The sequence below is a fragment of the Hirschia sp. genome, assembly GCF_058892565.1.
Map to the genome: position 1 here is coordinate 1 of NZ_JBZXVU010000045.1, position 15,275 is coordinate 15,275.

11 protein-coding genes and 1 pseudogene are annotated in these 15,275 nt (G+C 46.9%); all 12 read left to right on the top strand.

The window, feature by feature from the left end:
- A partial coding sequence (gene rpoB, locus AC5EF3_RS15035; protein ID WP_493548635.1) for a DNA-directed RNA polymerase subunit beta occupies positions 1-2,786 on the top strand: 2,786 nt, incomplete at its 5' end.
- A 99-nt stretch (positions 2,787-2,885) separates the two neighbouring features.
- Positions 2,886-7,073 carry a DNA-directed RNA polymerase subunit beta' gene (gene rpoC / locus AC5EF3_RS15040; protein ID WP_015827922.1) on the top strand — a complete coding sequence of 1,396 codons (4,188 nt, stop codon included), beginning with the start codon at positions 2,886-2,888 and terminating at the stop codon, positions 7,071-7,073.
- A 575-nt stretch (positions 7,074-7,648) separates the two neighbouring features.
- Entirely contained in the window at positions 7,649-8,020 is a 372-nt protein-coding gene (rpsL, locus tag AC5EF3_RS15045; RefSeq protein WP_015827921.1) for a 30S ribosomal protein S12, read from the top strand.
- Between the two features lie 9 nt (positions 8,021-8,029).
- Positions 8,030-8,500 carry a 30S ribosomal protein S7 gene (gene rpsG, locus AC5EF3_RS15050; protein WP_493548636.1) on the top strand — a complete coding sequence of 157 codons (471 nt, stop codon included), beginning with the start codon at positions 8,030-8,032 and terminating at the stop codon, positions 8,498-8,500.
- A 41-nt stretch (positions 8,501-8,541) separates the two neighbouring features.
- Positions 8,542-10,638: an elongation factor G gene (gene fusA, locus AC5EF3_RS15055; protein ID WP_493548637.1), complete on the top strand. Its 2,097-nt coding sequence runs from the start codon at positions 8,542-8,544 to the stop codon at positions 10,636-10,638.
- Between the two features lie 54 nt (positions 10,639-10,692).
- Positions 10,693-11,886, top strand: coding sequence for an elongation factor Tu (tuf, locus tag AC5EF3_RS15060; protein ID WP_493548638.1), 1,194 nt, complete (start codon positions 10,693-10,695; stop codon positions 11,884-11,886).
- Positions 11,887-12,261: 375 nt separating this feature from the next.
- The gene (rpsJ, locus tag AC5EF3_RS15065; RefSeq protein WP_015827917.1) at positions 12,262-12,582 is read left to right on the top strand and encodes a 30S ribosomal protein S10; all 321 of its coding nucleotides are present in this window, start codon (positions 12,262-12,264) and stop codon (positions 12,580-12,582) included.
- Positions 12,583-12,584: 2 nt separating this feature from the next.
- Positions 12,585-13,316, top strand: coding sequence for a 50S ribosomal protein L3 (rplC, locus tag AC5EF3_RS15070; RefSeq protein WP_015827916.1), 732 nt, complete (start codon positions 12,585-12,587; stop codon positions 13,314-13,316).
- A pseudogene (gene rplD / locus AC5EF3_RS15075) lies at positions 13,316-13,951 on the top strand (50S ribosomal protein L4); the annotation flags it as partial. The gene rplC and the pseudogene rplD, both read left to right, overlap by 1 nt.
- Positions 13,952-14,005: 54 nt before the next feature.
- Complete coding sequence (locus AC5EF3_RS15080; protein ID WP_493548640.1) at positions 14,006-14,245, top strand: helix-hairpin-helix domain-containing protein; 240 nt, start codon at positions 14,006-14,008, stop codon at positions 14,243-14,245.
- Positions 14,246-14,248: 3 nt separating this feature from the next.
- Positions 14,249-14,548 (top strand): 50S ribosomal protein L23, encoded by a 300-nt coding sequence (locus tag AC5EF3_RS15085; RefSeq protein WP_015827914.1) that lies wholly within the window; start codon positions 14,249-14,251, stop codon positions 14,546-14,548.
- Between the two features lie 16 nt (positions 14,549-14,564).
- The coding region (rplB, locus tag AC5EF3_RS15090) for a 50S ribosomal protein L2 (RefSeq protein ID WP_493548639.1) at positions 14,565-15,275 on the top strand (711 nt) is incomplete at its 3' end.

The window sequence follows — 15,275 nt, forward strand, 5'->3', positions numbered from 1 at the left end:
GTGTGATGTCGACTGTGTTGGACCTGAAAGATGGTAAAGGGGAGGTCGATGATATCGATAACCTTGGAAACCGTCGTGTTCGTTCATGTGGTGAACTTCTAGAAAACGCATACCGTGTTGGTCTTGTTCGCATGGAACGTGCGATCAAAGAACGTATGTCATCTGTTGATATCGATACAGTTATGCCGCACGACTTGGTGAATGCTAAGCCTGTACATGCTTCTGTTCGTGATTTCTTTGGTTCTTCACAACTTTCACAGTTTATGGACCAAACAAACCCACTTTCAGAGATTACACACAAGCGTCGTCTTTCTGCGCTTGGGCCGGGTGGTCTAACGCGTGAACGTGCTGGGTTTGAGGTGCGCGATGTGCACCCAACGCACTATGGTCGTATTTGTCCGATTGAGACACCAGAGGGACCAAACATTGGTTTGATCAACTCTTTGGCGACTCATGCCCGTATTAACAAATATGGTTTCATTGAAAGTCCGTACCGTCAGGTTAAGGACGGTATTCCTCAAGATCAGGTCGATTATCTATCTGCTATGGAAGAATACCGCTTTAAGATTGCTCAGGCGAACGCAGCAATTGGTGAAGATGGCCGTTTGGCAAATGAGTTTGTGAACGCACGTGTTGCTGGTGAAGCAACGCTGATTTCTCGTGAAGACGTGGATTACATGGATGTGTCACCGAAACAGGTTGTTTCTGTGGCTGCGGCAATGATCCCATTCCTTGAGAATGACGATGCGAACCGCGCGCTCATGGGGTCAAACATGCAACGTCAGGCTGTTCCGCTTGTGAAAACGGATGCACCTCTTGTTGGTACTGGGATGGAGCGTATTGTTGCGCGTGACTCTCGTGCGGCGATTGTGGCAAAACGTTCAGGTGTTGTTGAGCAAGTCGATGCAACGCGTATTGTTGTGCGTGCACTTGATGGTCTGGATGCGACACGCTCTGGTGTGGACATTTATCGTCTATCAAAATTCCAACGTTCAAACCAAAACTCATGTATCAACCAGCGTCCTATCGTTAAAGTTGGTGATGAGATTGTGGCGGGTGACATCATTGCTGATGGTCCATCTACAGATCTTGGTGATTTGGCGCTTGGTCGTAACGTGCTTGTGGCGTTTATGCCTTGGTCTGGTTACAACTTTGAGGACTCCATCCTTATTTCTGAGCGTATTGTGCGCGATGATGTGTTCACTTCAATTCACATTGAAGAGTTTGAAATTGCATCTCGTGATACGAAGCTTGGTCCTGAAGAAATCACACGTGATATTCCAAACGTCGGTGAGGAAGCGCTTCGCAACCTCGATGAAGCTGGTATTATTGCGGTTGGTGCTGAAGTTACAGCCGGTGATATTCTTGTCGGTAAGGTGACGCCAAAGGGTGAAAGCCCAATGACGCCAGAAGAAAAACTTCTTCGTGCGATCTTTGGTGAAAAAGCATCTGATGTGCGTGATACGTCGCTTCGTGTGCCTCCGGGTGATACGGGTACGATTGTGGAAGTTCGTGTCTTTAACCGCCATGGTGTGGATAAAGACCAGCGTGCACTTCAAATCGAGCGTGAACAAATTGAAGCATTGCAAAAAGATAAAGACGACGAGCTCGCAATTATCGAGCGCGACTCTTACGACCGTTTGCGTGGCCTTCTGCTTGGACAAAAAGCAATTGCCGGCCCTAAAGGGTTCAGCAAAGGTGAAATTAGCACAGATAGCTTGAGTGAAGTTTACGAAACAGACATGTGGAAGATTGCGGTTGAGGATGAAGGTATTCAAACTCAGATCGACAATATCAAGTCTGCACTAGATAGCTCTCGTTCTCTAATCGAAGCGCGTTTTGAAGATAAAGTCGACAAAGTGCAACGCGGTGATGATCTGCCTCCAGGTGTGATGAAGATTGTGAAAGTCTTTATCGCTGTGAAGCGTAAGCTTCAGCCGGGTGATAAAATGGCTGGTCGTCACGGTAACAAAGGGGTGATTTCTCGCATTAACCCGCTAGAAGACATGCCGCACCTTGAAGATGGTACACCTGTTGATATCGTATTGAACCCGCTAGGGGTTCCATCGCGTATGAATGTGGGACAAATCCTTGAAACTCACTTGGGTTGGGCGTGTTCTGGTCTTGGTCGTATGATTGATGACTCACTAAAAGAGTATCACCGTGACCATGATATTGTTAAATTGAAGGATCAGCTTGCTCACTGTTATGGTGACAACCAAGAGCTTCCTGAGAAAGAAGAAGAGCTTGTTGAACTTGCTGGAAACCTGAAAAAAGGTATCCCGATCGCTACACCAGTGTTTGATGGTGCGAGTTCTGAGCAAATCGACGAAATGTTGACACGTGCTGGGTTTGATACATCCGGTCAGTCTGTTGTTTACGATGGACGTACGGGTGAGCGTTTCTCTCGTAAGGTAACTGTTGGATACAAATATCTCTTGAAACTTCACCACTTGGTGGATGACAAGATTCACGCGCGTTCGACTGGTCCTTACTCACTTGTGACGCAGCAGCCATTGGGTGGTAAAGCTCAATTTGGTGGACAACGTTTCGGTGAGATGGAGGTCTGGGCACTTGAAGCTTATGGTGCTGCTTATACCCTACAAGAGATGTTGACTGTGAAATCAGATGACACAGCTGGACGGGCCAAAGTTTATGAATCTATCGTCCGTGGTGATGATAGCTTCGAGGCTGGTATCCCTGAAAGTTTCAATGTTTTGATCAAAGAGATGCGTTCTCTAGGTCTAAATGTAGAGTTGCTAGAGGCCGAGGATCCTGAGGCGTAGTTCGACGCCTCATGGAGACTATTTTCGTTATTTTATTTATGCTTGTGGGGCCGTTAGAACCGGTCCGCAGGCCCACCCTTTAAGGGAGATCGCGTCAGGATGAGCCAGGAAATCAGCAATCTGTACAATCCAAACGCCCCGGCACCGAATTTCGAGGCCATTCAAATTGCAATCGCTAGTCCGGAGCAAATCCGTGACTGGTCTTCAGGTGAGATTAAAAAGCCTGAAACAATCAACTACAGAACGTTCAAGCCAGAGCGTGATGGGTTGTTTTGTGCGCGCATATTTGGACCAGTAAAAGACTATGAATGTCTTTGTGGGAAATATAAACGTATTAAATATCGCGGTGTAACGTGTGAAAAATGTGGTGTTGAAGTCACATTGGCGCGTGTGCGTCGTGAGCGCATGGGGCACATTGATTTGGCCGCACCAGTTGCACACATCTGGTTCCTAAAATCATTGCCATCCAGAATTTCACTCATGCTAGACATGACGTTGAAAGACGTGGAGCGCGTTCTTTATTTTGAAGCTTATATCGTAACTGAGCCGGGTCTGACGCCGATGGAGCCTAAACAGCTTCTGACGGAAGAAGAGTATATGGATGCTCAGGACGAATACGGTGAAGATAGCTTCACAGGTATGATTGGTGCTGAAGCTGTTCGTGAATTGCTCATGAACATGGATCTTGAAGCCGTTGCCGATCAATTACGTGAAGACTTGGCTGAAGCGACAGGTGAGCTCAAGCCGAAGAAAATCGCCAAACGTCTAAAAATCATCGAAAACTTTTTGCACTCGCAGTGTCGTCCTGAATGGATGATTATGACGATTGTTCCTGTGATCCCGCCAGAATTGCGTCCACTTGTGCCGCTTGATGGTGGTCGTTTTGCGACATCAGATTTGAACGACCTTTACCGTCGTGTGATCAACCGTAACAACCGCTTGAAGCGCCTGATGGAGCTTCGTGCACCTGACATTATCATCAGAAACGAGAAGCGTATGCTTCAAGAATCTGTTGATGCGTTGTTTGATAATGGTCGTCGCGGCCGTGTGATAACAGGGACAAACAAACGTCCATTGAAATCACTTTCAGACATGTTGAAAGGTAAGCAGGGGCGTTTCCGTCAGAACTTGCTTGGTAAACGTGTGGACTATTCCGGTCGTTCTGTGATCGTGGTTGGTCCAGAGTTGAAGCTTCACCAATGTGGTCTTCCTAAGAAGATGGCGTTGGAGCTTTTCAAGCCGTTCATCTATTCTCGCCTAGAAGCTAAAGGTCTTACAGGGACTGTTAAGGCTGCTAAGAAAATGGTGGAGAAAGAGAAGCCGGAAGTTTGGGATATCTTGGAAGAAGTTATCCGCGAACACCCAGTTATGCTGAACCGTGCGCCAACACTTCACCGTCTTGGTATTCAGGCGTTTGAGCCTAAGCTGATTGAAGGTAAAGCTATCCAGCTTCACCCATTGGCTTGTGCGGCGTTCAACGCTGACTTTGATGGTGACCAAATGGCGGTTCACGTTCCATTGAGCCTCGAGGCTCAGCTGGAAGCACGTGTGCTTATGATGGCGACGAACAACATCTTGTCACCAGCGAATGGTAAGCCGATTGTGGTTCCATCTCAGGATATCATTTTGGGTCTATATTATCTTTCTATTCAGAAAGAAAATGAACCAGGTGAGGGCATGGTTTTTGCCGATATGGCAGAGATTGAGCACGCACTTGCGCAACGTTCTTTGACCATACACACGAAAATCAAAGCACGCTTCCAGTCATTCGATCAGGATGGTAATAAGGCATATCAAATTATTGATACGACACCTGGTCGTATGATGATTATTGAGTGTCTACCAAAAGTTCCGGGTATTAGCCCTGACCTAGTGAACGAGCTGATGACGAAAAAAGCTGTCGGTCGCATCATTGATACTGTGTACAGAACATGTGGTCAGAAAGCGACTGTACTTTTCTGTGACTCAATCATGGCTGTTGGTTTCCGTGAAGCTGCGCGTGGTGGTATTTCGTTTGGTAAGGATGACATGGTTATCCCTGAAGCGAAGATCAAACTCGTTCAGGAAACACGTGATCAGGTTTCAGAATATGAGCGTCAATACTCAGATGGTCTGATTACCCGTGGTGAGAAATACAACAAAGTTGTTGATGCTTGGTCTCAGTGTACAGACAAAGTTGCTGATGCGATGATGGATGCGTCTGCTGAGCCATTGGTTGATCCGATAACTGGTCGCCAAGATGAAGCAAACTCTGTGTTCATGATGGCGCACTCTGGTGCGCGTGGTTCGAAAAACCAAATGAAACAGCTGGCTGGTATGCGTGGTCTTATGGCTAAGCCGTCAGGTGAGATTATTGAGACACCGATTGTGTCTAACTTCAAGGAAGGTTTGACCGTTCTTGAATACTTTAACTCCACCCACGGTGCGCGTAAGGGACTGGCGGATACGGCTCTTAAAACGGCTAACTCTGGTTATCTAACACGTCGTCTTGTGGATGTTGCTCAAGATTCAATCATCACAGAACAAGATTGTGGAACTGCTCGCGGTATTACATTGTTTGCTGTGATGGATGGTGCTGAAGTTGTTGTGTCACTAGGAGACCGTGTACTAGGGCGTACAACGGCTGAAGACGTGAAACATCCTTCTTCTGGAACGATTATCGCGCCAGCAAATACTTATGTTGAAGAAGATCTCGCATCTGAATTTGACGAAGCTGGTGTGGACTCAATCAAGGTTCGCTCGGTACTTACATGTGAAACACGTAACGGTGTTTGTGCATCTTGTTACGGTCGTGACCTTGCGCGTGGTACACGTGTCAATGAAGGTGAGGCTGTCGGTGTTATCGCTGCTCAGTCAATCGGTGAGCCGGGTACTCAGCTTACAATGCGTACTTTCCACATTGGTGGTGCTGCGCAGGTTTCAAACGATAGTTCTGTTGATGCGGCCTTCGATGGTACCATTAAACTGGAAAACGAAGCTCTCGTAGAGCGTGAAGACAAAACTTACGTTATTGTTGGACGTTCAATGGAAGTGAAGATTGTCGATGAGGACGGACGCGTTCGTCAGACATTCAAACCAGCATACGGTACACGCTTGAGATTTGGTGAAGGTGCCAAGGTTAAAGGTGGTGACCGTGTTGCTGATTGGGATCCATTTGCGACACCAATCATTTCTGAAGCAACAGGTATTGTGCGCTTTGAGGATATGCTTGATGGCTTGACGACACGTGATGAGACAGATGAAGCAACAGGTATCGCTTCTAAAGTTCTTATTGACTGGCGTTCAGGTGCTAAGGCTGCTGCTGATCTGAAACCGGCTGTTGTTCTTGTGGATGACAATGGTGAAGTCGTGAAGCTGGAGAATGGATCAGAGGCGCGTTATCACTTGCCTGTTGATGCTATCCTTTCTGTTGCCGAAGGTGACACAATGGTTCCTGGTGACATGGTTGCGCGTCTGCAAACAGGTGGTGCGAAAACAAAAGACATCACCGGTGGTCTTCCACGTGTTGCTGAATTGTTTGAGGCACGTCGTCCTAAGGATCACGCTGTTATTGCTGAAATCGACGGTACAGTTGAATTTGGACGCGACTACAAGAATAAGCGTCGTATTCGTCTGGTTCCGGATGAAGAAGGTCGTGAACCAGCTGAATACCTTATCCCGAAAGGTAAGCATCTCCTTATTCAAGAGGGTGATGCCATTAAGAAGGGTGAGTACATTCTAGATGGGAACCCTGCACCTCAAGACATCCTAGCGATTATGGGTGTTGAAGCATTGGCCAATTATCTGGTTGATGAAGTGCAGAAGGTTTACCGTCTACAGGGTGTGCCTATCGACGATAAACACATTGAGGTTATCGTGCGTCAAATGCTTCAGAAAGTTGAAGTGACTGACGCTGGTGAGACAATGTTGCTTAAAGGCGAGCAGGTTGACGCTGTTGAGTTTGAAGATGCTAATGCTGCTGCGCGTAAAGCGAAGAAGCGCGAAGCGATTGGGACACCAATTCTTCTTGGTATCACGAAGGCGTCGCTGCAGACGCGTTCATTCATCTCTGCGGCTTCCTTCCAGGAAACAACACGCGTGCTTACTGAGGCGTCTGTACAAGGTAAAATTGATACGCTTGAAGGCCTTAAAGAGAACGTTATCGTTGGTCGCTTGATACCAGCTGGTACTGGTAGTGCGCTACGTCACTACCGTAAGATGGCTTATGACCGTGATATTAAATTGCGTGAACAACGTAAGGTGAATGCTGAGCTTGAAGCTTTGCCTGCACCGACTGCTGAAGAATAGAATTTTCAGTTTCAAAAAAACTAAATGCCGCTTCAGAAATGAGGCGGCATTTTTTTTGTGTCGGTAGGAATGAATCGACTGAGAATTGAAAAGAATCAATGCTGTTTCTGTCGGGTGCCTAGATTAAGAAGCTTGATGTCTGAGTATGGAAACAATGTGGCAATTGTGAGTGACTATGATTGAGTTTTGTTCGCTCCAAGTTTTTGATTCTCGGGTGTAGGGAAAAGGTGAATATTCGGGAAAGGTGCGGGGTTTGGGGCGTTTGTTGATGTGTTTAATGTGTTAATCATGCGTCTATACCGCAAAATTATAAATTTAGTGGCTCATTGTTTCTTTAAACACTTGACCCATTCGCGCAGGATGAGTATGACCCCCGCTCACGTTGCACACTGGCGAAGAAGATAGTTTCGAGACTCGCCTGAGCACATGATAATTCTGAAGTGCGAAAGCCTTCATATTAAACGTAAGAGTAGCCGGGGCGGGCAGGGGTCTGCTGCGGCTATATGATTTGGATGAAAGTATCGCGTATCGGCTGAAATTGCCTACGTTATACTGAATGGAAAGAGCGAGGGCTGATGCCTACGATTCAACAGCTGATCCGCAAGCCGCGTCAAGACAAGGCTAGACGGAACAAGGTGCCGGCTCTGAAGGCCTGCCCACAACGTCGCGGTGTTTGTACGCGCGTTTACACAACAACTCCTAAGAAGCCGAACTCGGCTCTTCGTAAAGTTGCTAAAGTTCGTTTGACTTCTGGTTATGAGTCGATCTGTTATATCCCGGGTGAAGGCCACAACCTTCAAGAGCACTCTGTTGTTCTAATCCGTGGTGGGCGTGTTCGCGACCTTCCAGGTGTACGTTACACCATTCTTCGCGGTGTCTTGGATACTCAAGGCGTCAAAGATCGTAAGAAACGCCGTTCACACTACGGTGTGAAGCGCCCGAAATAAGAGTAAGATATGTCACGTCGCCACCGCGCAGAAAAACGCCAAATCCTACCGGACGCTAAGTTCGGTGATTTGATCCTATCAAAATTCATGAACCTCATCATGATCGACGGCAAGAAGTCCGCTGCTGAACGTATTGTATACGGAGCTTTGGAGATTGTTGGTGATCGTGCCAAGCGTGATGCTGTTGAGCTGTTCCACGAAGCGTTGGACAATGTGTCCCCATCTGTGGAAGTACGTTCCCGTCGTGTTGGTGGTGCTACATACCAGGTGCCAGTCGAAGTTCGTCCTGATCGTCGTCAAGCTTTGGCTATCCGTTGGATGGTTGCTGCGTCACGTGCTCGCTCTGAAAGCACAATGCGTGAGCGTCTTGCTGGTGAGCTTTTGGATGCTGCGAATGGTCGTGGTGCTGCTGTTAAGAAGCGCGAAGATACACACCGTATGGCGGAAGCCAACCGTGCGTTCTCACACTATCGTTGGTAATTTAGACTTAGTATTTTAACACTCCAAATTTAGGGTGAAACATGCCTCGTACGCATAAGCTCGAAGACTATCGCAACTTCGGAATCATGGCGCACATCGACGCGGGTAAAACCACGACGACTGAGCGTATTCTTTACTACACCGGTAAGTCTCACAAGATTGGTGAAGTTCACGATGGTGCTGCCACCATGGACTGGATGGACCAAGAGCAAGAGCGTGGTATTACTATCACGTCTGCTGCGACGACTTGTTTCTGGACGTCAGCAAATGACAGTGTTGAAAAACGTCTAAACATTATTGACACACCAGGACACGTTGACTTCACGATTGAAGTTGAGCGTTCATTGCGTGTGCTTGATGGTGCTGTTTGTTGTTTGGATGCAAACGCTGGTGTTGAGCCTCAAACAGAGACTGTTTGGCGTCAGGCTGATAAATACCAAGTTCCTCGCATGATTTTTGTCAACAAGATGGATAAGCTGGGTGCTGACTTCTTCCGTTGTGTGGACATGGTTGTGGATCGTTTGGGTGCAACACCGCTTTGTTTGCAGATTCCGATTGGTTCAGAGAATGCCTATAAAGGTATGATCGACATCGTGAAGATGCGCTCAGTTATCTGGCTTGAAGAAAGCTTGGGTGCTAAATACGAATTTGGTGATATTCCTGAAGACCTAATGGATCAGGCTCAAGAATACCGCGAGAAATTGATCGAAACTGCTGTTGAAGCAGATGAAGCTGCAATGGAAGCTTACCTTGAGGGTGAGGAGCCAGATGAAGCAACTCTAAGATCACTTATTCGTAAGGGTTGTATTGCGAACCTTTTTGTTCCTATTCTTTGTGGTACAGCTTTTAAAAACAAAGGTGTTCAGCCTTTGCTTGACGCTGTTGTTGATTACTTGCCTTCGCCGCTTGATATTGCAGCGATCAAAGGTATTGATGCGAACACTGAAGAGCCATTGGTGCGTAAGGCATCTGATGATGAGCCTCTTGGTATGCTCGCGTTCAAGATTATGAACGACCCGTTCGTAGGAACTTTGACTTTCTGTCGTATCTACTCCGGTAAGCTGGTAAAAGGTACGACCTTGTTGAATACAGTTAAGGGTAAAAAAGAGCGTATCGGGCGTATGCTTGAGATGCACTCCAATGATCGTAAAGATATCGAAGAAGCATTTGCTGGTGATATCGTTGCTGTTGCTGGTCTTAAAGATACGACGACAGGTGACACAATCTCAGACCCTACGAAGCCAGCCATTCTGGAGCGTATGGAATTCCCTGAGCCAGTTATCGAAATTGCTGTTGAGCCAAAAACGAAAGCTGACCAAGAAAAAATGGGTCTTGCTCTTCAAAAATTGGCAGCGGAAGACCCGTCTTTCCGTGTGAAAACTGATGAGGAATCTGGTCAGACAATTATGGCTGGTATGGGTGAGCTTCACCTTGATATTCTTGTCGATCGTATGAAGCGTGAATTTGGTGTTGAAGCCAATATTGGTCAGCCTCAAGTTGCTTACCGTGAAACACTAAGCCGTGCGGCTGAAGTAGTTTACACGCACAAGAAACAATCTGGTGGTTCTGGTCAGTTCGCGGAAGTGAAAATGATTTTCGAACCTCTAGAGCCAGGCGAAGGCTTTGTGTTTGAAAGTCAGGTTGTCGGTGGTTCTGTGCCTCGTGAATATATTCCGGGTGTAGAAAAAGGTGTGAAGAGTATCAAAGATGCTGGTCCACTTGCTGGTTTCCCTGTGATCGACTTTAAAGCAACATTGCTTGAAGGTAAGTATCACGATGTTGACTCCTCTGTGCTTGCGTTTGAAATCGCAGCGCGTGGTGCGTTCCGTGATGCTGCTGGTAAGGCTCAAATTAAATTGCTTGAGCCGATCATGAAAGTAGAAGTAATTTCACCGGAAGAATATGTCGGTGGAGTGATTGGTGACTTGAACTCACGTCGTGGGCAGGTTTCTGGTCAGGAGGTTCGTGGTGTAGCCGTTGTTGTTGCTGCTATGGTACCTCTTTCAAGTATGTTCGGTTACGTGAATAACTTGCGTTCTATGACGCAGGGCCGGGCACAATATAGCATGCAGTTCGACCATTATGACACAGTACCAAATGCGGTGTCTAAAGAAGTCATTGAAAAGCTGAATGGTTAATCGATAAGTGCGGTGAAAGCCGTAATGAATTAAGTCGTCCCAAGGAGTATTAAGATGGCTAAGGAAAAGTTTCAACGTAATAAACCGCACGTGAACATCGGTACGATCGGACACGTGGACCACGGTAAAACAACACTTACAGCTGCGATCACAATGACGCTTGCTGAAGTGACAGGTGCTGAGAAGAAGTCCTATGAGGACATCGACAACGCTCCAGAAGAAAAAGCACGTGGTATCACCATTAACACATCACACGTTGAGTATGAGACAGAAAACCGTCACTACGCTCACGTTGACTGTCCTGGACACGCTGACTATGTGAAAAACATGATCACTGGTGCAGCTCAAATGGATGGTGGTATTCTTGTTGTGAATGCTGCAGATGGTCCAATGCCACAAACACGTGAGCACATCTTGCTTGCACGTCAGGTTGGTGTTCCTGCGCTTGTTGTTTTCTTGAACAAAGTTGACCAAGTTGACGATGAAGAGCTTCTAGAGCTTGTTGAAATGGAAATTCGTGAGCTTCTTTCTGAGTACGATTTCCCAGGTGATGATATTCCAATCATCGCTGGTTCAGCTCTAGCAGCTGTTGAAGGACGCGACGACGAAATTGGTAAAAACAAAGTTCTCGAACTTATGGCTGCTGTGGATGAGTACATTCCTGAGCCAGATCGTCCAGTTGACTTGCCATTCCTAATGCCTATCGAGGATGTGTTCTCGATTTCTGGTCGTGGTACAGTGGTAACAGGCCGTATCGAACGTGGTGTTATTAACGTTGGTGACGAAATTCACATCGTTGGTATCAAAGAAGAAGTTGCAACAACAACATGTACTGGTGTTGAAATGTTCCGCAAACTGCTTGATCGCGGTGAAGCTGGTGACAATGTTGGTATCCTACTTCGTGGTATCGACCGTGATGGTGTTCAACGTGGTCAGGTTCTTTGTAAGCCTAAATCAATCACACCACACAAAAAGTTTGTTGCTGAAGCATATATTCTTACAAAAGAAGAGGGTGGACGTCACACTCCATTCTTCACAAACTACCGTCCACAGTTTTACTTCCGTACAACTGACGTGACAGGTGTTGTGACTCTTCCAGATGGTACTGAAATGGTTATGCCTGGCGATAACGTTAAAATGAACGTTGAGCTAATCCAACCTATCGCGATGGAAGAGAAGCTTCGCTTCGCTATCCGTGAAGGTGGACGTACTGTTGGAGCTGGTGTTGTTGCTGCAATCAGCGACTAATACTTGATCCAAGTGTGATTTTGAAAAGGGCGTTTAACTTTCGAGTTAGACGCCCTTTTTATGTAAGGGTATCTGATGTTTGAAAAGTTGTGGAGGAGAGGCCTAACCCGCCTATTCAAAGCTGAATAATCGCTTTCCGAATATTTCTTTGATTCCTTTATAACAAATGGTTGACGACTCGCGAGTCGGAGACTATGAAGACCCTTCTCTTGCGACGGTGGTCGTGCGAAGTGCCAATATAGGTTCTATATAGAGCGCGGATGTAAACACACCGGCAAGCGATTAGACGAAACAATTATTTTTACACGCGACGTCCTGCCTCGGGGATTGGTTCCCTTAGGTCTATGGCGCGTTTTAGTTTATCGGGCGGATCTCATGGACCGACAAAACATTCGTATTAGGCTAAAGGCCTTCGACCATCGTGCGCTGGATCAGTCCGCGCGCGAAATCGTGTCGACCGCAAAGCGCACTGGCGCTGATGTGCGTGGTCCTGTGCCTTTGCCTACACGTATCGAGAAGTTTACAGTTAACCGCTCTCCGCACGTGAATAAGAAATCACGTGAGCAGTTTGAAATCAGAACTCACAAGCGCGTATTGGACATTGTGGACCCGACTCCACAAACAGTTGATGCGTTGATGAAGCTTGACCTTTCTGCTGGTGTTGCTGTTGAAATCAAACTTGAGGGAGCCCGCTAATCATGCGTACGGGTTTGCTTGCTAAAAAATTGGGTATGACACGTGTCTTCGGTGAAGATGGTGCTCACATTCCCGTGACTGTTCTTCAGCTTGATGGTTGTCAGGTTGTTGGTCAGCGTACTAAAGAGCGCGACGGTTATGTGGCGCTTCAGCTTGGTGCTGGTTCTCGTAAAGCTAAGAATGTGACTAAGCCTATGCGTGGTCAGTTTGCTGCTGCTAAGGTTGAGCCTAAAGCTGTTTTGCGTGAGTTTCGTGTAGACGAAGACATGCTTGTTGATGTTGGAGCTGAATTTTCTGCTGAACATTTTGTTCCTGGTCAGAAGGTTGATATAGCTGGAACTGCCAAGGGTAAAGGTTTTGCTGGTGCGATGAAGCGCTGGAACTTTGGTGGTCTGCGTGCGTCACACGGTGTTTCTATCTCTCACCGTGCGCTAGGTTCTACTGGTCAATGTCAGGACCCTGGTAAAGTCTTCAAAGGTAAGAAGATGGCCGGTCAATACGGTAATGTCCGTATTACAACTCAAAATATCGAAGTTGTTCGTGTAGATGCTGATCGTGGTCTTGTTCTTGTTAAGGGTGCTGTCCCAAGCGCTAAGAATGGCTGGGTTGAAGTTCGTGATGCTGTGAAAAAGGCTGCTCCAGAGGGTCTTCCGACACCTGCTGCGATTAAAGCGGCTGCTCAAGAAGCTGCACCTGCTGAAGCAGAAGCGCCAGCTGATGGAGGCGAGGCATAATGAAACTCGACGTAATTAATCTTGATGCTAAGAAAGCTGGAAGTGTTGAGCTGAACGATGCCGTGTTTGGTATTGAAGACGTTCGTCCAGATATTCTGCAGCGTATGGTTCGTTACCAATTGGCTAAACGTCAAGCTGGTACGCACAAGACGCAGACTCGTTCTGAAGTGAACAAAACAAAGACACGTTTTGGTCGCCAAAAAGGTGGTGGTGGTGCGCGTCACGGTTCTCGTAACGCTCCTATCTTTGTTGGTGGTGGTGTGGCTCACGGACCTAAAGTTCGTTCGCACGCTCATGATCTGACAAAAAAATTCCGTGCTTTGGCTCTGAAACATGCTCTTTCTGCGAAGGTTAAAGATTCTTCTTTGATCGTCCTTGAAGAGGCTGCTGTTTCTGAAGTTAAGACAAAAGCACTTCGTGCGCAGTTTGAAGCTCTTGGGTTGAAAAACGCATTGGTTATCGGTGGTGAATCACTGGACGATAACTTCGCAAAAGCTGCTCGCAACATACCAAACATTGATGTTCTGCCTTTTGCTGGATTGAATGTTTATGACGTTATGCGTCGCCACACTTTGGTTCTTACCAAAGAGGCTGTTGATGCGGTGCATGCACGTTTTGATGGTTCATCAGCTTCAACTCTTGATTTCACTGGCGACAATTTTGTTGATGAAATCGTTGTAGTAGACGGTATCGGTGCTCAATCAGCTAAAACGCTTGCTAAAGCTGGTTATGCGACATTGTCTTCTGTGGCTGCTTTGTCTGCTGCAGATGCTGCAAAAGTGTTCGAAGCTGCAGGTTACGGTCCTCGCGCTGCGCGTGAAGATTGGCATGGTCAAGCTAAAGAGATGGTTTCTGGTAAGCCGCCTCGTGCAAAAGTTGATCAACGTTACGTGGCTCAAGTCATCGCAAAACGTGCGAAGGAGGCTTAAGACATGGCTGATGTGAAAACAATCCATTACGACAAAGTTGTTGCTCCGATTATTACGGAAAAATCAACAATCTTGTCTGAGCAAAACAAAGTTGTTTTCCGTGTTCCTCTCGAGGCTTCTAAGCCTGAGATTAAAGATGCGGTTGAAGCGTTGTTTAAAGTGAACGTTATCTCTGTGAACACTGTTGTTCAAAAAGGGAAAACAAAGCGTTTTAAAGGTGTTCTCGGACGCCGCAACGACATTAAAAAAGCGGTCGTGACATTGAAGGACGGACAGTCCATTGATGTAGCGACTGGCTTGTAAGGCGAGGGCGGAGAGAATGGCTCTTAAGACATACAACCCAAGATCGCCAGGTCTGCGTCAACTTGTTTTGGTTGACCGTTCTGCGCTTCACAAAGGTCGCCCAGTCAAGAAATTGACTGAAGGTTTGACTGGAAGTGGTGGTCGTAACAATTTAGGTCGCATTACTGCGCGCCGCATCGGTGGTGGAGCTAAAAAGCTTTACCGTATAATCGATTTCAAGCGTCGTAAATTTGATGTGCCAGCAACTGTTGAGCGTTTGGAATATGACCCAAACCGTTCAGCTTTTATCGCTCTTCTAAACTATGAAGACGGTGAGCAGGCATACATTATTGCGCCACAACGTTTGGCTCCGGGTGATACTGTTATTGCTGGTGAAAATGTTGACATTAAGCCAGGTAATGCATTGCCGCTTAAAAGTATCCCTGTTGGTACAATCATCCACAATGTTGAGATGAAGCCACTTAAGGGTGCTCAGATTGCGCGTGCTGCTGGTACTTATGTTCAGCTTGTTGGTCGTCAGGATGGTTACGCTCAGGTGAAACTATCTTCTGGTGAGCTTCGTTTGATCCCAGAACTATGTATCGCAACAATTGGTGCTGTTTCTAACCCTGACAACATGAACCAAAACTTGGGTAAAGCTGGCCGTAAACGCCACCTTGGTAAACGCCCTTCAGTTCGTGGTGTTGTGATGAACCCAGTCGATCACCCACACGGTGGTGGTGAGGGT

What these genes read in the sequence shown, in the direction of transcription:
- fusA (WP_493548637.1), top strand. Translation starts at nt 8,542, where the DNA reads ATGCCTCGTACGCATAAGCTCGAAGACTATCGCAACTTCGGAATCATG.
- rpsL (WP_015827921.1), top strand. Translation starts at nt 7,649, where the DNA reads ATGCCTACGATTCAACAGCTGATCCGCAAGCCGCGTCAAGACAAGGCT.
- rpoC (WP_015827922.1), top strand. Translation starts at nt 2,886, where the DNA reads ATGAGCCAGGAAATCAGCAATCTGTACAATCCAAACGCCCCGGCACCG.
- rplC (WP_015827916.1), top strand. Translation starts at nt 12,585, where the DNA reads ATGCGTACGGGTTTGCTTGCTAAAAAATTGGGTATGACACGTGTCTTC.
- rpsJ (WP_015827917.1), top strand. Translation starts at nt 12,262, where the DNA reads ATGGACCGACAAAACATTCGTATTAGGCTAAAGGCCTTCGACCATCGT.
- tuf (WP_493548638.1), top strand. Translation starts at nt 10,693, where the DNA reads ATGGCTAAGGAAAAGTTTCAACGTAATAAACCGCACGTGAACATCGGT.
- AC5EF3_RS15085 (WP_015827914.1), top strand. Translation starts at nt 14,249, where the DNA reads ATGGCTGATGTGAAAACAATCCATTACGACAAAGTTGTTGCTCCGATT.
- rpsG (WP_493548636.1), top strand. Translation starts at nt 8,030, where the DNA reads ATGTCACGTCGCCACCGCGCAGAAAAACGCCAAATCCTACCGGACGCT.